At 37.4% G+C, this 19,479-nt stretch carries 16 protein-coding genes; 1 reads left to right on the top strand and 15 read right to left on the bottom strand.

Translation table 11 applies throughout. The annotated features are described in order from the left end of the window. Complete coding sequence (locus tag GM418_RS25450; protein ID WP_158870204.1) at positions 1–1,134, bottom strand: TlpA disulfide reductase family protein; 1,134 nt, start codon at positions 1,132–1,134, stop codon at positions 1–3. A gap of 374 nt (positions 1,135–1,508) precedes the next feature. Next, a complete protein-coding gene (locus GM418_RS25445) occupies positions 1,509–2,291 on the bottom strand; it encodes an alpha/beta hydrolase (protein ID WP_158870202.1) in 783 nt (260 codons plus the stop codon). Positions 2,292–3,055: 764 nt separating this feature from the next. Between GM418_RS25445 and GM418_RS25440 the strand changes: the two genes are divergently transcribed. Continuing rightward, on the top strand, positions 3,056–3,481 hold the full coding sequence (locus tag GM418_RS25440; protein ID WP_158870200.1) for a putative quinol monooxygenase: 426 nt from the start codon (positions 3,056–3,058) through the stop codon (positions 3,479–3,481). Between the two features lie 242 nt (positions 3,482–3,723). Here GM418_RS25440 and GM418_RS25435 read toward each other — a convergent pair whose 3' ends face one another. The 13 genes from GM418_RS25435 to GM418_RS31545 form a co-directional block, all read right to left on the bottom strand. Continuing rightward, entirely contained in the window at positions 3,724–5,076 is a 1,353-nt protein-coding gene (locus GM418_RS25435) for a transposase (protein WP_217447505.1), read from the bottom strand. A 310-nt stretch (positions 5,077–5,386) separates the two neighbouring features. After that, on the bottom strand, positions 5,387–7,735 hold the full coding sequence (locus tag GM418_RS25430; protein WP_217447599.1) for an N-6 DNA methylase: 2,349 nt from the start codon (positions 7,733–7,735) through the stop codon (positions 5,387–5,389). Between the two features lie 312 nt (positions 7,736–8,047). After that, positions 8,048–8,644 carry a transposase gene (locus tag GM418_RS25425; protein ID WP_158870196.1) on the bottom strand — a complete coding sequence of 199 codons (597 nt, stop codon included), beginning with the start codon at positions 8,642–8,644 and terminating at the stop codon, positions 8,048–8,050. Continuing rightward, complete coding sequence (locus GM418_RS25420) at positions 8,644–11,175, bottom strand: DEAD/DEAH box helicase family protein (protein WP_158870194.1); 2,532 nt, start codon at positions 11,173–11,175, stop codon at positions 8,644–8,646. The genes GM418_RS25425 and GM418_RS25420 overlap by 1 nt, the downstream gene beginning before the upstream one ends. Positions 11,176–11,860: 685 nt before the next feature. Then, positions 11,861–13,246 (bottom strand): DUF6055 domain-containing protein, encoded by a 1,386-nt coding sequence (locus tag GM418_RS25415; RefSeq protein ID WP_158870192.1) that lies wholly within the window; start codon positions 13,244–13,246, stop codon positions 11,861–11,863. 155 nt (positions 13,247–13,401) lie between these two features. Then, the gene (locus tag GM418_RS25410; protein ID WP_158870190.1) at positions 13,402–13,755 is read right to left on the bottom strand and encodes a DUF4180 domain-containing protein; all 354 of its coding nucleotides are present in this window, start codon (positions 13,753–13,755) and stop codon (positions 13,402–13,404) included. 4 nt (positions 13,756–13,759) lie between these two features. Beyond that, positions 13,760–13,993: a hypothetical protein gene (locus GM418_RS25405; RefSeq protein ID WP_158870188.1), complete on the bottom strand. Its 234-nt coding sequence runs from the start codon at positions 13,991–13,993 to the stop codon at positions 13,760–13,762. Between the two features lie 21 nt (positions 13,994–14,014). Beyond that, positions 14,015–14,731, bottom strand: a complete 717-nt coding sequence (locus tag GM418_RS25400; RefSeq protein ID WP_158870186.1) for a DUF6090 family protein — start codon at positions 14,729–14,731, stop codon at positions 14,015–14,017. 25 nt (positions 14,732–14,756) lie between these two features. Further along, positions 14,757–15,491 carry a DUF6090 family protein gene (locus GM418_RS25395; protein WP_158870184.1) on the bottom strand — a complete coding sequence of 245 codons (735 nt, stop codon included), beginning with the start codon at positions 15,489–15,491 and terminating at the stop codon, positions 14,757–14,759. Positions 15,492–15,560: 69 nt separating this feature from the next. Next, the gene (locus tag GM418_RS25390) at positions 15,561–16,577 is read right to left on the bottom strand and encodes a DUF6090 family protein (RefSeq protein ID WP_158870182.1); all 1,017 of its coding nucleotides are present in this window, start codon (positions 16,575–16,577) and stop codon (positions 15,561–15,563) included. 186 nt (positions 16,578–16,763) lie between these two features. Further along, positions 16,764–17,888 (bottom strand): amidohydrolase, encoded by a 1,125-nt coding sequence (locus GM418_RS25385; RefSeq protein ID WP_217447598.1) that lies wholly within the window; start codon positions 17,886–17,888, stop codon positions 16,764–16,766. 218 nt (positions 17,889–18,106) lie between these two features. Next, a complete protein-coding gene (locus GM418_RS25380) occupies positions 18,107–18,868 on the bottom strand; it encodes a cyclase family protein (RefSeq protein ID WP_158870180.1) in 762 nt (253 codons plus the stop codon). A 379-nt stretch (positions 18,869–19,247) separates the two neighbouring features. After that, positions 19,248–19,451 carry a response regulator gene (locus GM418_RS31545; protein ID WP_281350302.1) on the bottom strand — a complete coding sequence of 68 codons (204 nt, stop codon included), beginning with the start codon at positions 19,449–19,451 and terminating at the stop codon, positions 19,248–19,250. Positions 19,452–19,479 lie beyond the last annotated feature (28 nt).

Here is a 19,479-nt window from a genome sequence, read left to right as displayed (position 1 = left end):
TTAGTTCTGAAAATATTTGCTGAGTTTTTCCTCAAAAATACCTTCCTTAAATCCCTGCCATCTTTCAATAATTTTTCCATTGGGGTTAATGAAAATAAAAGTTGGTAGTGCCTTGCCTCCATATTGGGCATAAACCCCCGCATGAGTTCCTTTTCCATCCGACAGGTTAACCCAGCTAATATTATCCCTTTGGGTTGCTTCTTCCCAAAGCTGTTTATTTACATCAACGTTAATGCCAACCACCTGTAAATTTTTTTCATATTTCTTTTGCAGATTTTTTAATCCATGATGAGCATCTTTGCAGTGTGTACAACCCAGTGTCCAAAAATCCAGTAATATGTATTTATCTAAATAATCGTTCAATTCGTGACTATTGCCTTCGAGGTCGAACAGGGTAACGTTTACAAACTTTTCTCCGACCTGAGGTATGTTTGTGTTTGCTATTTTAAAAAATATTCCTTCACCAAAAGTCGATTCCCTGTACTTTATATCCATATTGTCGTACAACGATTTTACCAGTTTTTTGTCAACCTCAACCTCGTAATTTTCAGCGTTTTTAAGATAATTGGATAGTTTTTCAAGTGCTGTTTGGCTATGGATTCCATTTTTAAGTACTTCGAACTCTTCTTTTAATTTTAGTGCATAATTCTTATGTCTCTCCTCAATTATCTTTTTTTCCAGTTCAACATCACCAAGATTATTTCTTAAAACATAATTTAGGCTATCACCTTTTATATCTGATTCTTTTGTTTTGTTTTTAAACTTGTTCATTGCTATTTGTTCAGGAATATTACTTTCCACCTCCCAGGCAGATAAGTATTTTCCTTTTCCTGTAATATTAATTTTTGTGTAATCTGCCCAGAATTGGCAAGTCCCCGAAAAGTTTTTCCAGTCTGTGGCAACAAGCACCATTTTGGCAGGTCGGGCTTCAAGTGTATCCCTAAACTCAAAATTGCCATCAATAATAGTGTCTGTAGCTACAAGTTGAGTAACATTGCCATATCTTGCACGTAACTGAACGATTGTACTGTCAGGAGCATCTTCAATATTTCCGGATATTACAAATTCTGTTTTTGTCCTATCCTGACAGGAAAAAAGAGCAATGACTAAAAAAAGTGTTGATAAATTTTTCATTTGAATTATTTTTAGTTGGTTATAAGTTGTTTTTCAAATTTTGTGTTAACGTTTAGTGGTCGAATAGGCCGAGGGAATTCGCCGCCAGCTTTTTATTAAACCTTGCGTGACAGTCTTCCGTCATACGGCTATTCCAACCCCTGCTTCGAAGATAAGCTCATTCTTCGGAAAGTTAGCAAACCAAAACAAATCTCAGCGCCCCACTTTGCTCCATTTCTATTGCAAAAACCTCATCAATACTCCCCTGTTCCTGAGATTTCAATATTTTATTCTTTTTAAGGTCAGTTACCCAAATCATTCTTTCCTGGAAAGAGGTTTTCAGACAGTCTGACAGTCACTTGTAAGCTGTCCTTGCACTATGTAGGTTGCGAAATTTATTTGTCACCGTCTTTGGTCCAATCTCTATAAATGTAATCTAAACCGTCTTGCCAGTTAATAAGAAAATTATTGTTGTGGTCCCGATTTACTACGACTTCATATTTAAAATTCAACAAATCATTATTTTCCTGGCCAAATCGGCTGCAAAACGTATTGAAAAATTCCAATTGTTTTGTTTGGTCTATACTTCCAATTGAAGTATAAAGTGTTTTTTTCGTTTTCAGGTTATTTGTAAAAGAGTCTATCAGTTCACTTTTGTACATGTCTAAACGATAAGGACTGCCAGATAAAAATATATTGAATAATTCTTGTCCTGTTAGAAGAGTATAAACGACAAAATTTCCAGCCATTGAATATCCTACTAAAACTCTATTTTCGTTTGTTCTGTATCTGTTGTCAATGTAGGGAATTAGTTCTGTTGTCATAAAATCTAAAAAATTAACTCCATTAGCTTTGGGATTTAAGTCATATCCTCTATCAATATTTGGAATGCCAACAATTATCGCTTCCGGAATTTCATCATTCTGTGCTTTCAATTCAGCAATAGCGGAATAACTATTAAATATTATTTCTCCATCCAAAACATAGTGCACAGGAAATTCCAAATCAATATTTTCATAATTTTCTGGTATTTTAATAAAAATTTCTCTCTCCTGCTTTAAGATTTTAGAATCAAAAATCATTTTTTCACCAATACAAATAGGTTCAAAAACTTGTCCAAAAAGTGAAGTACTCAAAAGAAGAATATTTAGCAAGATTAAAATTTCAATTTGTTTCATGGTTTTGTTTTTCATTATGCTACCGTACCTTCGTGTATATGAATTGTATTTATTTCTTCATTATCGATGGTTGTTTAAACTATTATTCTTCAATACCATACACAACAGTTCCATGCATAGACATTTACAAACGGGAAAATCATGTTCTGTCGTCTGAAAACCGGGGGCGGCAGTTCTGCACTTTGAATCCTTTCCACGTGCGGCCGGGTTTCAGAGGATTAAAATTATACGAACGGAACGAATTTAACAATAAGGAGTTAAAGTTTGGAAGGGGTCTAAATAGTGAGGGGAGAAAAAGTAAATGATGAATGGTGAAATGATTCATGATATCCTCTACCGATCATGCGCGCGGTGGCTGCATTTGGGTCAACTTATGACTTATGCAATGGCATGAAATCGTACATTAAAGCGGGGTTAGTAAAATGAGTGAGTGCATTATTGTATAAATGATTGAAGGAGATTTATTCGTCAGAAAATCATTTGGAAACTTGGTGGATTTATCACACAATACAAAAAAACCAGCTGGCCGCTGGTTCATTTTATAATTTGTTGGGATTCCTATTCAAATTGAATCCATTTTATTACTTAACCCACGCCAGCGAAGGGATTGGAATGGCACACTAATTTAATTGATAAAAGGTGGTTTGAAATTCTCTCCCCTCGTTGAAAACCAGGGGAAGTTAATTCAATTTGCATGATACAGTTGGTTTCTAAAAAAAACAGGATATATTCGTATTTAAAATAACCAACTAAATTTTAGCAAAATGAAAAATCTTATTTTAGGTATTTTGACACTTGTAACCATTGCTTTCATTACCAGCAGTCTAACCAATAAAACGTCACAGCACGAATGTAGTTTTGACAAAGATTCGATGAATGTTGTAATGCGGTTTGAGATTAAAGTGAAACCCGAATATGTATCTTTCTTAAAGCAATCGTTTGATGAATGCAAAGCAAAAGTTCTGGCCCAGGAACCCGGTTGCCTTGATTATTCGCTGTTTCAGTCGTACAACGACAGTACTTTATTTTGCCTTACAGAAGCGTGGGCAACAAAAGGAGCGCACAATGCACACATGCAACTGGAACATACAAAAAAACATATTGCCGAAACACGGGATATCCGTGATCCTTCGTTTCAATCGAAAACCGGTTATACCTATTGGATTTGCCCCGGTGCGAATGAAAAATAATAGTTTTCCGAAAATTTCACTTGTTTTTTGTTTGAATCCAATCGCAGGCGAGAATAACGAATTAGGCACCTTCAGCAGTAAAGGTCTTCGGACAAAATCGGGTAAAATCTCCTTGATATTTTTTCCCGATTTTGATAAAAGAATCTCTTTTTTTTGTGTCGATTGATTTTATGACGAAAAAAGGCCGGAATTGGGCATAGTTTTCCCATTTGCCTAAAGATTTTGAATAAATTGATTTGATTTTAGGCAGCTTGTTTTTGGAGCGCCATTTTTCGGGCTATCCTAACTGCATTTGCTGTATGTACACCAAAGAAAATCCAGAGTTCTTCATTTTTCCGGGTCATGGCCCTTATTTTCTTTAAGCCGTAGTGTTCTTTTTCTGTTCCAAAGCTTCCTTCCATTCGCGTGGCTCTTTCTTTACGAAGTACAGAATGAAGTATTTTCCGGTGCTGTTCATGTTTTCCTGCCCTTCCTTTTCGTTTAAACCCATGGATGATATTCTCTTTCCTGCACCAGGTGCGGTTGGCATTGGTGGCATAAATATCATCGCCCGAAAGGTGTGTTGGTTTACCTACCAGCTGGCGACCGTAACGCACAGATTGCTTAAGCCTTATCCCCTCATGAAAAGCGCTGAAGCTTATGTGCTCGATAAAATTAATCCCTCCAAATTGTATCATATTTACCTTGGCTCCAAATTCAACAGGTTTAACTTCTTTTCCTCGTACAATTGGCCGGATATAAGCTTTTGAAAGGCTGACTATACGGTCGGGTACACTTTTACCTGTATCAAAAATTTCTTGTTGTTGAGATAATACCGTGGTAATTATTTTGATTTGGCGATAATATCTGGCTGGCATGGTAAATTCATAAAGATAGTTCTGCTGGGTTTCTTCCAGTAAAAACAATAATTTCCCCAGTAAGTGCAGCAGGCTCCGGGTAAGTATTCTACGCTGCTTTTTCGATTTCCTGCGCTTTCGGCTGTAGTGACTATACCTTTCTTTTTGCTTGAGATATTTGGTTCGGGGTGTTCGTATCTTTAAATACTTACAGCTTAATTTCAATTGACCGTAACACCAGTCTACACTTTCCCACAGTAGTTTTATATTGGTTGGGTAACGCATCGAAGTTTCGTAACATGTTGCATCGGTAAGCATAATGTTGGGATGTTCAATAAAGGGTTTCCAATGTTTTGCCAATATTTTTTGAGCTTCACTAATAGCTAACCTTGATGACAAAAAAGTACGTATCTGGCTGACAATTTTATAATTGGTAAGCCTTTCACCTTGTAGCCAGATGTCACAAAAAAGCTGAAAGTGGATATTGCCGTTTAAGTGCTCAATTAGTTTTCGGTCTGAACACCCCACATAAGACTTAAGGAACATCAATGCAATCATTCCCCCGGGACTAAAAAAACGGGAAGGTCCTTTCTTATTTTCTTTGATTTTAAAATGCCGGACTAAATCATCCCAGGGTAAGGAGACATAGAGTTTACCAATTTCAGATGTTAAAAATGATTTCCAGTAAAGAGAAAATTCCTGACGTGGTGAATTAAAATTAATTTCAAGGGGCGTTTCATAAATTCTTTGTACTTTCACAATTAAGGATTTTGAAAATTACCCCGATTTTTGGCGATTCAGGCCTTTTTCGGGGTTTTTCTTAAAAATAACAAAACCTATCGTATTTATTGTCAATAGGTTTTGATACTTATGAACATCCCGAATTACATTTTAGCCATTTTTTTGATTCAACCAGCCCGGTAATTTTTTGTAACCACCCTTTACTTTCTCCGTTTTCACAGGAATTTTTTTGAGATTGGTGTATGTTTTTACAATACAACAGAAGGATGTAGGAACAGGGCACGATTACAAATTTGCGCCAGCGAAGGGGAAGCGTGGGCTATCATAATCAATTGGTTTTATATTTTGTTTTCGGTTCGGCTGCCATGCTTCGACTCGGTTCAGCAGAACCATCCAATGCCTGTTCTTTTTCTGCTTTTTCCCCGCCTGTTCCGAGCGAAGACGAAGTGCCCCAAACTTTTGCAATCCTGTCTTTTATTTTTTGCTCAAATAGTTCAATCAGTTGTTTGTTGGCATTGATTAAATCCTGCTCTTTTTCAAGTTGTTTTACAATTTCCTGTTGAATATTTATAGGAGGAATTGGAATTGAAATTTCGCCAAGAATACCTTGCGATAAATTTCTAATATTTGCACCTCTACCTGTATTTTTCATAAGGTTCCGATGTAATTCAGACTTGAAGAGATAACCAATATAAAGAGGTTCAATACCTTCATTAAGTCTACACCTAATTGTAAAGCCTGAGAATGAAATTCGTTCATTTATTTCTGGTATTATCATGCTTCTTCCAACTAAGTCAGCATTTCCATTTGAGCGAACAAAAACTAAATCACCTTTTTGAAGTAAATAGCTTTCATTAATAGTTTCATCCACTTGGGTTTCTTCTAATTCAGAAATCGGTGCAACTAAATTATCTTTAAAATGGCTTACGCCAAGAATTTTAATTTTCTCCCCTTTTGATTCCTTTGAAAAGTTAAGCCCATTCTTAAATTCCGAAATATCACCCAAATTTTTAATTTCCCAATCAGGGTCAATATCAATTTTGGGTTTGTAGGTTGAAACTACCATTTTTGCCCCATCAATGATTTTTTGATAGCCTTCTATTTCGGCTACTATTTCTTCCTGTACGGATAAGGGAGGGAGAGGGATTTCTAATGTTCTGAAATTTGTAGTAGATAATTCCTTAAAAGTTCCACCCGTTGCCATTGAATTCATTTTCTCAATAAGCTGAGTCATCATCAAAGCAACAAAATATGTATTTGCCTTATTTGTGTCTTGGATTATAATGTTTTTGAACCCTTGGTTAGTACTGCATTCAGTTTCATTAATAGCTATGCGACCAATAGTTGCTCTTGTGGAAACAATTACAGAATTTGGGGGCAGTATTTTTGCTGATGAGTTTTTTAAACCAGCTTCTGTTATTTTTCTCTCTGTTGAACTAATATTTGAAATCAAATCAGTTGCAGGTAAATCAACTAATGTTGCCCAATTAATATCGCCATTCCAATATTCCTCATTCTTTGAATCAGGAGTACCACCAGAGACTACTTTAAAGATAACTTCATCAGAAAGGGCAACCATTTCAAAAGAAGAATGATGATATATAACGCTTTTATATCTTTCTCCACTTAAATTGTATTCACCATTAGAACCAATTTCTGTTCTTAAAACTGCATGAGAAATTGTACTATCAGCAAAATCTCCATTTCTAAATTTCTTAATATCTTCTATTGCTTCATCAAGCTGACCTCCTTTTATTGCAGTACGCTGTGCGCCTAAATTATAACCATCGTTATCAATTTTTACAAAAAGGATTTCGTTGCCTGATTTTGCAATTTCTTTATCCATCAACAAAATGGAAGTTTTTACACCGCTGTACGGATTAAAAACACCTGCAGGTAAACTTACAACGGCATACAGGTAATTTTTAACTAACATTTTGCGTAAATCTTTGTAAGCGGTTCCGCTTTGAAAAATCACACCTTCAGGAACAATCACACCTGCACGTCCTTTAGGGTTTAAATGTTCGGCAATGTAATCGACAAACAACACCTCGGAACGATTTGATTTTATAGTAAATTTTTTGTGTGGTCGTATGCCGCCTTTCGGACTCATAAACGGTGGATTGGCTAAAACCACATCAAAATATTCATCCCAGCGTTCTTCACTGCTCAAGGTGTCGTATTCGTTAATATGAGGGTCGGAAAAGCCATGCAGATAAAGGTTTACCAAACTCAGGCGTACCATGTCGGGGGAGATATCGTAGCCGCGAATATTATTGATTAATTTTTTTTGTTCGTCAGGTGTCAATGCTGTTGGGACAACGCATGCGTTGTCCGTACGATGATCGCTATTGCCCCTAATATATTTAAAGGCGGAGATTAAAAACCCTGCTGTACCACAAGCCGGGTCAAGTATAGTATCTGTTTTTTGAGGGTCAACAATTGCGACCAGAAAGTCGATAATATGCCGTGGTGTGCGGAATTGTCCTGCATCACCCTGTGAACCCATTACCGAAAGCAAATATTCAAAAGCATCACCCAGTTTTTCGCTGTGCGTATATTCAAACTCAGCAATGGTTTTCAGGAAAAGTTTTAAAGTTTCAGGGTCACGGTAAGGCAAATAGGCATTATTAAAGATATCCCGAAACAATTGAGGTATATTTGGATTTTTTTCCATTCCTTCAATAGCCTCAGAATATAATTTCAGCATTTCAGTTGCTGTTACTTTAGTATCAAATAGTTTATCCCAACTATATTTATCAAACTCTATTTCAATTTCTTTATCCGGATTTTCCGGGTCTGTAATTGTATAATTTGAAAAAAATTTAGCTTTCCCCCCAAGCTCAACTGCTTCCTTGTCCATATCATCCATGAACTTGTATATTAAGCCAATGGTAATTTGCTCAATCTGGGCTTTGGGGTCGGGTAATTTTCCAACCAGTATATCACGACAATCGTCTATTCTCTTTTTTGTTTGTGTATCTAACATTTATTGATATAATTTGTCTTCCAACCAATTGGCCGGATTATTTTTTATGTATTCAGAAATTTTTTGAAATGATTCGTCATTTCGGATAATATGGTCATAAAACCGGGGTTGCCATCCAAAATCCAATCCTAAACGGTTGCAATATTTGGTTACGGAAGATTTGTATGAACCAACAATGGATGAAACGGTATTTTTTCCCTGGTTTTGGAATCGTTGTTGACCCGGTGTTGACAGGGTATGCCCTGTATCAATGGGAGGAATGGTATTCGATTGTAGGGACAACGCATGCGTTGTCCCTACACCATCCCATATCCCGGCGTTATTTCCGTTTAAAATCAGAATACCATGAATGTGATTTGGCATAACAACAAATTCGCCCAATTCGATATTTTTTGCATGATTTTTAATTTCGTACCATAATACATGTGCAATGCCACCTGCCGGAGAAACCTGCATTTTATGGTTGATAATTTCGCCCAAATAATGTTCACGGTCTTTTGTGCAAATGGTAATAAAATAGGCAGCATTGCTGCCATAATCCCAATTTTGCAGACGGGCCGATTCATTGCGGTATTTTCCCTGAAATTTATCAGACATTAGGCTGCAAATTTATCTAAATTGATATAATCTTTAATGTATGCAGGGATTACTTCCCGATATTTTGCTGACACGGCTTTAAACTGCGAAATGGAAAGCGTTGGATTTGTCTGCAATGATTGAAAATCTTTTGCCTCAATAATTTTCCGCAACTCATTGTCAACAATGTATGCTTTGAAAAAATATTTTAATGCCCGAATGTTTATATCCTCGTCAGGCGGATAAATGGATATGAATTTATCGAATTCCTCTTCCAACAATTCGTCTTTCGATTTGAATTTTGGAATGATTCCAAAAATATGTTCTACCACTTCTCGAATAGATGTTTTACGGTCGATTTTTGCTGCTTTCCGTAATTTTTCCAAATTGAAATATTCTTCAGGCTTATCAAAAATCTCGTGCTGAATGTGCGAAACTACTTGTTCCCAGTTGCCAAGTTCCACATTCTTTTTAATGATGTCGTCCATCACAATCCGGTCAGTGAATTTCTTGAACAATTCACGGTCGATACGCATTCCTTCGTAACCAATTTGTTGTTCGTTCAAAACAGCCAAGGGGTCGGGGCGCACACTTGTATATTTGTCGATATCGACACCACCGCCACCACCTTCGCCGCCGCCTTGTTTGGGTTTGGGAAGTTTTAGTTTTTCATCGTAATCGAATTTTTCTTCGAAATATTCACAGTTGGCAAAAAAGTCAAAGAGTTTAAAAAAGTCCTTTTCGTGTTGTAAGATTTCTTCTTCGCCCAATTCATTTTTATGTTTGAATTCAAATGTATTTTTTCTTGTTCCACGACCTTTAATCTGCACAAAATCGGCAGGGCTAAAAATCGGTCGCATCATACACAAGTTCAACAAATCGGGGCAGTCATAACCCGTTGTCATCATGCCAACCGTAACGCAAATTCTTGTTTTGCTCGATTTGTAACCTTCCAGCCAGGTTGTTTTACCATTCAAATTGTTGTTGGTAAAATTAATGGTCATTTGTTGGGCTTCGCCCACTTGTGAAGTAACCTGAACAGCAAAATCGGAATTGTATTTTCCCGGATAAAGTTGTTCCGCAAATTCGTTTAGTATTTCTGTCAGTTTCCGTGCGTGGTTTTGGCTTACTGCAAAAATTATAGTTTTACCAATCTCGTTTGTGATTGGGTCGTGTAAAGCATTTTCTAAAAAAGTTTTGCAAAAAACCTGATTGGTTTTTTCAGAAAAGAATTTCTTTTCAAAATCCCTTGAAACAAAAGTTTCCGTTTCTTCTCCTTCTTCGGTTGTAAGTGCAACGGCATAACCTTCATCAGAAAGCAATTGCGTGGTTATTTCGGTTCTTGCATCAATCACTTTCGGGTTGATAAGAAAACCGTCTTTTACACCGTCAAGCAAAGAATACCGATAGGTTGGTTCTCCACCTTCGCAACCGAAAGTTGAATAAGTATCACGCAACATTCGGCGTTCTATTTCTCTCGGGTCGTTGTCTTTTACCTTGTCGGGGTCAACACCTTTCAGATAATCTTTTGGAGTTGCTGTCAATCCTAATTTGTAGCCATGAAAATATTCAAAAACTGCTCTCGCATTTCCCGAAATCGAACGGTGTGCCTCATCGGAAATAATCAAATCGAAATCACTCGGAGCAAAAGCATAACGGTATTTGTTGTCGAATAGTAACGATTGAATGGTTGTAACAATTATGTCCGCTTTATGCCAATCTGATTTGTTTTCTTTGTAAATGAATGTTGTGTAATCAGGTTTCAGGCAGTTTGTAAAAGCTTTCCATGCCTGGTCTTCCAATTCCAAACGGTCAACAAGGAATAAAACACGTCTTGCGTTCTTTGTCCGTAAAAACAATCGGATTACTGCTGCCGAAGTCAGGGTTTTTCCTGTTCCTGTTGCCATTTCAAATAAGAAACGGTCTTTACCCTCGCTAACTGCATGCTGTAAATATTTAACGGCTTTTAGCTGATACGCTCTTAAAAATCGGAGTCTGTTACGCCAAACAAAGTCTTTGCTTTTTTCAACACTGCCGTTCCAGTCAGGTCGTTCTGCATAGTCGGGCATTTGAACAATTGCAATAAAATCTTCGGTTACAGGTTCATTTGCCAAAGCGTTTCGGTCTGGATTCCATTCTTTGATGGCTCCAATCTCTTGTGGCGAAGGGAATTTATAAATCGGTTTGGGATTTCCTTTTTGTGTGTCCCATAAATAGTGAACTATCCCGTTTGATAAAATGATAAACTGAGCACCAACGGTTTTTGCATATTTTCTTGCTTGTTCTTTTGCAACCAAAGGATGTAATTTCTCCTTTTTTGCTTCCAAAACACAAATCGGTTTGTTGTCCGAATCAACCAGTAAAAAGTCAAGTGAACCAGACTTTGTTTTTTCAAAATCATTGCCCCAGGCATCAACCTCTTGTTGAGTAATCTTTACGTGGTTTTCAAGCAGGATATTAGCTTTGCCTTCTTCTGTATCAAAGAAACGCCAACCTGCTTCCTCAAGCAGTTTGTTAATCTTAATCCTTGCGTGTGCTTCGTTATTTAACATTCATTCAAAATCCGTTTATCATTTAATTTTGCAAGATACATTTTTCATCTCTGTATCTTGGTCTGAGCGTCGGCAAAAATTGCACTCTTTGGTAAGCTTTGGTTTGAACATCGGCTCGTGGGGCTTGCCAATGTGTGCAATGTGCGTTGGCTATTATTTTTCTTGCGGGTCGGCAAAACAAAAATTCCATCAAGTTTGCACTATCGTTCGTTTTTTCAGCCTTGCACCTAACTAGTTTATATATCCACCAAACATGTACAATATTTCCTTTTACGGGTTGTATTGTTCACCTTTTGTTGTTTTTACTAAGTTTTGGAAAACCGGGGGCGGCAGTTCTGCACTTTGAATCCTTTTCACGTGCGGCCGGGTTTTGGAGGGTTAAAACTATAGCAACGGAAGGAATTTAACAATAAAAAACTAAAGTTTGTAAGAAATCTAAATAATGAGCTTGGTGATTGAGTAAATGGTAAATTGATTCCTGGTACTTTGTTTCGAACAAGTTTACAGTTACTGCGTTTGGGCTAAACGTTTTTATTGAGTGCAATCACAGCACTTATTTGAATAGCTTCCTGCATTTTTCCATTTAGTTGTACGACCGTTGGGAATAGTAAAAAAAACTTCACCCTTTTTAAGAAGTTAGGTGAAGTCAACGTCTGTTTAATTATTAAAAAATCATCGAATAAGTTTATTCGATAAAACCTTTATCCACTGTTGTACCGCTTAGTTTTATCTGGTAAGGCCACATCTCTTCCTCCGGTTTTTCGTCATTCTGGCGCCCCCAGCGCATAACGATTGGCCAATGTTCCGTCGGGGCTCCGCTTACTACCAGCCACAAATATTCTGTGTTTCGGGGAACTTTAAACGAAACCTTTCCATTCGGATCTTTATAAACTTTACTGTAGACTCTTTTTCCGTTGATGAGCGAGGCCAGGAATCCATATCGCCAGCCGGCCTTATCCACTTTTACGGCGCCGTATCCGTCTGCTCCGGCAATACCTTTAAATTGCAGTTCCACTTTTGTTCCTGCCTCCGGGACCTGAAGTTTTATTCCGTTGTATCCGTAGTTTTGCGGACAATTGGAGGCAGCAATCCTGTACCAGCCATCTCCGGCATTGTTTAGTGTGCTCTGATGTTGATTGGCATACGGGCGGGCTACATTATCAATCCGTTTCATATCCCAGGTAATAAATCTTCTGGAAGCATCAAACATCTCATCGTTAAATTGTTCCTGTGTAAGCTTGTTCAAACGTTTGTATGTTTTAACCGGATCTTCACCTTCCTGGGTTGAACGGCAAAGTTTACCAAAAAAATCTTTACCATGTTTCATCGACCAGTATTCCAGCACATAGGGCGAATGATACATATTTACAGGATGTAAAAACGCGTAGTGTGTCTGTTTCAAAAAATCAACCAAATGGTAATTTTCAAAAGTCATCCATTCAGGGTATACCTGCCAGAGCATATATTGCGCCGACATTTCCATAATAGCACCGCGCGGTCCTGTTCCCGCATCAATGCCGGACATGTATTGGAATGAATGCCCCAACTCGTGCGCCAGTGCTCCGTAAGGTGTTTTACTGATTCTTGATGCCGGGGTCCACAACATGCCAATTTTTTCCTCTTCTCCTCCGCCAAATGCGGTATTTTCATCACCCCCAAAAACAATTACAATCATTTTATATTTGTCTGTAAGAGAACTCCCTTTCTCCACCATTTTGAGTTCGTTTACATAATAATTATAAAAACGTTCACATTCTTCAAGTGCAAAATGAACATCAAAACGTTTATTTTCAATAGGATTGGCCATCGGATCATCACCATATTCCCTGTGCCAGAGAATCGCAATATTATCCGATTCTACCATCCGCTGAAAACTAAATTCACTGTTGTTATCGTTAAAGTCATTCCCCTCCGGAACACGACTTATTTTAGCAGGAAGATAAAGCTCCTTTTCAGAAGTTTTTTCCTTATCTGAAGAAGACTTTGCCGCATAAACCTGTACTGCCAAAAACAAAATTAAAATTACCGGGAGCACCTGGAAAGAGCGCTTTTCTACTGATATTATTTTCATCACTTTTGGGTTTATCTGTTTAGTTGAAACAATAAGTGTTAAAATTACAATATTAATTCAGGCGATAAAAATGATGAAACTCATATTTTAAAAATTACTGACAATATTTATCAACCTATGTTTATTATTAAAAACAATACTATCTGTAAAAGAAGCTAAAAAATTGCTATTGCATCGGTTAGGGACGCGACAAAATTGACCTGTCTCCCCTTGTTACTCTCATAAATAAAGTCACAAATACTCTTCCGTGTATATTTTGAAAAATCTCCGACGATAACCAGATGAACCCGATAATTGGAAAACTTTTGTAATATTTCTCCGGCCATGCCATTTTTTAAGTCAAAAAAAGCGGGAACAATATTTTTCTCGTGGATGATTATTTTGTCAAATCCCTGATAATACAAATCACCCAGGAGATCCAGGCCGTCGTCACTGTTTCTGATGACTATCTCATCAGAAACAAGCTCTGCAATTTTTGAATTATTAATGTTGTGTTCTCTTATTTTCATGTTGTTATTTTTGGTGGATTACAAAGATCGCCTGATTTATATTCCGGGCGAGGTCTTTTTCGTTTCGCAAAGTATACAACTGCGAATTTGTAAAGCATCTTACTAAAAAGTTTCTTTTGCTTGTTTCGACAACCTCAGGAACAACCAGCAACTTTTCGCCGGTAGCGTAACAGAGGTATTTTGCCACCCGGTTTTCAGTGACCAGTTTGTAGTGTATTTTAGAAAAGAAACGAAGCATAAAAAACAGTTAATTATTTTGTTACTTATCGATATAATCTTCCAGCGATTTTTTCACCCTATTCAATGCGTTCATTATATCCTCAATACGAAATCTTCCCTGTTTAACTACAAATGAATAAGTTCTGATGCAATTAAGAAAATCCTGATTATGAAATGGATCGTTGATTTCGATTTTGCTGCTAATCGTCGGCTCACCCTTGGCATTCACCTCTACTTCATTCACTAAAAATTTATCCAGAAGATTCTCGGCTTCCAGGCGTGGTTTCTTATATTCATCTTCAATCATCGAGCTGGTTCTGGGATATTGAAAATCATATAAATGTGCCAATCCGGCCCGAATGGAATTGTCTGTAACTTTATCCAATCCTACGGATTTCAATGACTCGTAAGCACCGGGATCATAACTAAATCGTATTCCAAACTGGAAGTATGGCAAATATTTTTGAATGGAATCCTCCGAACTTTCGTTTTTTCCCATCAGCCGATAAATATTTGAAATTCCGAACTCCATTGAATCAAGACGCCTTAATAACATCTTTTGAACTGCCAGGTCGTTATCAATTGTATGCAATAAATCGCTTAATATTTTTTGTTCATAAATATGTATTTTACGTTCTTCATTCCAGTTGTTAATTTGCAGTGCTATCAAAATGCCAATCACAACCAACAAAATTTCACCTACAGCATAACGCAGGTATTTAGCAGTCCGGTTTTCAACGGCCAGTTTGTAGCGCATTTTTGAGAAGAAGCGGAGCATGCTTTTATTCTTTAATGTTTTTGTCAATTAGAAAAATAATTTGATCTGATAGTTTCAGAATATTCTTTTGGCGCGTTTTTAAAGCATTCATATAGTAAATGTGATTTTCAACATAGTTCTCAAACTTCAGGTCTGTCAGAAATACGTTGTTATTAACTTCGAATCCCGATGGCTGGACCGGAAACCCCATTGTTCCGTACTTGAAATCTAAGTTTAACCAACTTCCTCGCTCAGTAATGTAATCTTCAATTTTTGTATTTAGGTCATAGCAATTCAATTCTCGTTCTTTTAAATCTGCCAATGTTGGATTCCACGATGATAAAAGCTTTCTTAATTCTACACTTTTGAAAATACCAAGGTTGCCCGAATTCAAAAGATCATCGAGGAAACCGTTTTTAGGATAATATTTGGGAGTATATGCAAGAGAATTGAGCACACTGTCCAGATCGAAGCCGGATTTGGGATGAAATTTGTTACCGGTGTGATCTAGAATGATCACGTTTTCTCTCATTATTGAGTCCGCTTCCCATATACATGTGTTGATCAGATTACGATTATATACGAAATCTTCTTTCAGGTTAACCAGGGCATTTTGTTCTGCTTTATTTTCTTTCTGTTGCTGATTCCAGTTATTTATTTGTAAAGCCAGCAAAATCCCGATAACTACTAACAGTATTTCGCCAATGGCATATCGCAGGTATTTAGCCACCCGGTTTTCGGCTGCGAGTTTGTAACGCATTTTTGAGAAGAAACGGAACATGATCTTGAGTTAATTTTCAAGTATTAACCTTTATAACTGCTTTAATGTTCAGTAATTATCCAGTAATAAAAATCCATTTCTTACCGGGGAAAATACAGTTTGGCAACTATCTCCTAATTGGATGTATTCATTCTCATCCATAAAAAGCATCCTCTCAGAATTCGCATTTAATTTTAATTTTCTATTGATATTATTCTGTCCATCAAATTTGTTCAGAATTACATCATGTGATGATGGATTGTGAATAATAAATACATTTCTAAAACCAATGAATTCCGGTTTCATTTGAGTAAGAGAATCACAGTTGATTTTTTTAAAAGGGACTAATCCTTTCTCCAAAAGAAATGTACTAAAGCCATCATTAGTACTCTTTTTTTGTTGCAACTTCCATAATAGAATAAGTGAGCCACTTCGAACACCTGAAGCATAAAAGACATTTTCATTAAGCTGAAAGTTAAGATAATGAATGGCTTTGTTCCTGAAATTTGGGTTGTTTTGTATATAGTAATCCCTTTTAGAGTTAGAAATACTATCAGTGTCATAGTACCAGGGTAATTCATCTGCAAACTCCCTAAATCTATCAAGGCTTAGCTCAGTGGCTTTAGTTTCCCAAACCTTTCTCATAGCAATGGTTCTTCTTACATTCCTGGCTATCGGAAGAAGTGCTTTGTCATAATGTGAAAGACTTTTTTCATGAGCGATTAAAGCATCTAAATTTTCGACCTCAAGTTCTCTTACATATGTGTCAAAGATCCCAAATTTATCATAGAATGAACCTTGACCATATTTTACATCTTTCAGTGTTCTATTCTCTCTAAATTCTTTTAACAGGTCACTTAATTCATACCCGGACATTAAAAGATTAGTAATAGATGAAATATTGTTTTCCAGCTCCTCTTCCAATGCTCTTTTAGTGTTGTCAATGTCTTGTTGTATTTTTCGTTGTTCGTTCCAATTATTCACCTGCAGCGCGATTAAGATCCCGATTACTACCAACAGAATTTCACCTACGGCGTAACGCAGGTATTTAGCCGCCCGTTTTTCGGTTGCGAATTTGTAGCGCATTTTTGAGAAGAATCGAAACATACTTTAATTTTTAAGTATAGCTGGAAATAACAGATTCAACAGGAGTTGCAGAAGTAATCGTTTGCAAAACCACACAGTACCTTTCAGTAAGTTTTAACAATGTTTTCTTTTTTACATCGCTTCGTTGGAAAATTCTTTTATGTTGGAAAAACCAATACATTTCCTTTATTCTTCCCCTGAAGTACCCGCCATTTCCGGATACATATCCAGATAATCCAATACCAGATTCGTCATGGTATTTACTCCGGTTACAAAACTGCTTTCATCCAGGAAAAACTCTGCCGTATGGTGTGGCGCAGCAGTAGATGGTTTCTGGCCTTTAGGCATGCCTCCGATATAGTAACAGAGTCCGGGTACCTTTTGTGCAAACATTGAAAAATCTTCGGCTCCGGTAATGGGCTTAATCTCCACTACGTTATTTTTTCCAGCGCTTTGCTCCAGCGTTGGCAACATTTGGGAGGAAAGAGCCTCATCATTAATAGTAACAGGATATTCCATTGTATAGGGCACTTTAACAATTGCTTTGCCGCCTTCTGCTTCCGCAATATTTTCGGCAATAGCAGTTAGTCGCTTATAAATAAACTTCTGATCTTCATCACTGAACACCCTTATGGTACCCTCCATTTCAACGCTTTCAGGAATAATGTTCGAACGATTTCCTCCCTGAATGGCCCCAACAGTAACCACTGCCGGATTTTCCACAATATTGATATTCCTGCTAACAATAGTTTGAATACTGTTAACGATTTGTGCTGAAATAGCGATTGGATCAACAGATGACCATGGCGCTGAACCATGCGAACCTTTACCCTGCACTATAATTTTAAAATCGCTGGCTCCGGCCATTATGGGTCCGGATTTACAGGCAATTTTACCAGCTTCGAGCATCGATGCCATATGTTGACCAAAAATCACATCCACTTTCGAGGTAAAGGGCACATCGGTTTTTTCAACAATGGGCAGTGCATCCATATCTGCCCGGAGAGCCACCACCGGCCCGGGATGACCTCCCTTTAACACACCTTTTACACCTGTTATGGCGATACCTTCAGTAACTTCCATTCCCAGCGAACGAAGATGTCCGGCCACCTTTTTACTTGTACGAAACTCGCGATTCGACAATTCGGGATGCTCATGAAAATCGCGCCGCCAGTCGATTACTTTTTTTTCAATTTCAGCATTTACTTTGTAGAGATTTCCACCGTTTTGTGCCAGAGATGCAACGGGAAGCATCGCAGTAAGCAGAATAACAACTCTAATCCACCCGGCTGTTTTGTTAAATATCATCATATTTTCGTTTGTTAAATGCTTCCAGAAGGATTCAAATCTCCTGTCAAAAACAAATATCAATTATAACCATTGGCTACTGATTTTGTTTAATTGACTGGATAAAAGGCACTTTCAAAAACAGAACTAAAAACATGCAAGTTCTCAAAGAAAACGGGAAACGTTTATGTAGTTGATTTCAAGCCCAAAAAAGATGAGAAATAATTTATAGACAAAAGGTATCAGTCAATCATTGCCACAACCCTTGCAGGAGCGGCAGAAGCTCCCACAATTTTGAGCGGAAAAACAGCCACCTTAAAACCGCTGTAAGGAAGTTCATCGAGATTCACCAACTGTTCCATATGCCAGTATTCTTTACGCCGGCCTACCAGATGCGCTTCCCAAAACAGCTCCGGATTTCCGGTTTCCTTTGCTTTTTCCGACATGTAAGGCAGAGGAAGATCCCAGCCCCACGAGTCGATTCCCATCACTTTTACTCCTTTTTCGATTAACCAATCCGTTGCTTCCGCTCTCATTCCGGTTCCTTTTTGAGGAAAATCTTTGGTTCCGTTAAACTTGTCCCTGCCCGTTTTAATCAAAACAATCATTCCGCGATGAATCTGTAAATTTTTTACCCTTAAAAAAGCTTCGATATCTTTTACTGTTATCGGGTCAAAATCGGCTTTATGCTTCATGTCAATAACCAAACCTTCGGCAAAGCACGATTCGAGGGGAATTTCATCAATCGTTTTTGATTTTTCACCATTGGTGGTAGGCGAATAATGCCACGGAGCATCAATGTGCGTGGTGGAATGAACCCCCATTTTTTTTATGGTATCATCGGCCCAGCCATTAAAATTTTTCGGAAACAACTTAAACGGCAGGCCTAAAAAACGGATTAACCATTTTGCCTTCCGGTGCGGTTTATGTTTAATTTTTACCTTCATAAACCACGGGTCGGTTTTATTGTATTGAATAGGCTTTGATAAATCGACAATTTTCATCTCTTCTGTATTTCTTTCTTTAATAACTTCCTTTTTAAATTTAAAAGCAAACAGCCTGGTATAGTCTTTCACCCCAAAAACGGCAGAGCACAGAGTGCTGGCTCCGTTTTTTCCCGGGCAAAATTATGTCTTAAAATAAAGATATTCCCTTACAAATACGACAAATGGGCCAACATTACCGACAATATCCTGCAGTTATTTTTTCAAATAATAAAAAAGCAGAGTTAACAGATTGTACCGATTGAGGTATTTCACGTGTATTATTAAAAAGTAATGAGCTAAAAATGCAATCAGATATTATTTCAATTGTTGCGGTTAAAGTTATTCACTCTTCACACAAAAATCTGTAAACCTGCGGTACCTTATTAAAAACAAATATTTATAAACTACCGGCAAAAACGCCTGATATTTTTTCCCATAAGACTTCCTTCCTTACCGGTTTTGTTAAAAAATCGTTGCAACCTGCCGCTAAAGCAGTTTGTTTATCTGTATCGGAGACGTAGGCTGTTAAGGCAATAATTGGCACTTTTTGATTTTTTTTTCTAATTTCAGCGGTTGCATCTATACCATTCATTAATGGCATTTTTAAATCCAATGAACTACCTCGCAGC

The organism is Maribellus comscasis (assembly GCF_009762775.1).
GTDB lineage: Bacteria > Bacteroidota > Bacteroidia > Bacteroidales > Prolixibacteraceae > Draconibacterium > Draconibacterium comscasis.
The sequence above is the reverse complement of the archived record's forward strand: the minus strand, read 5'-3'. Positions and strand labels throughout refer to the sequence as shown.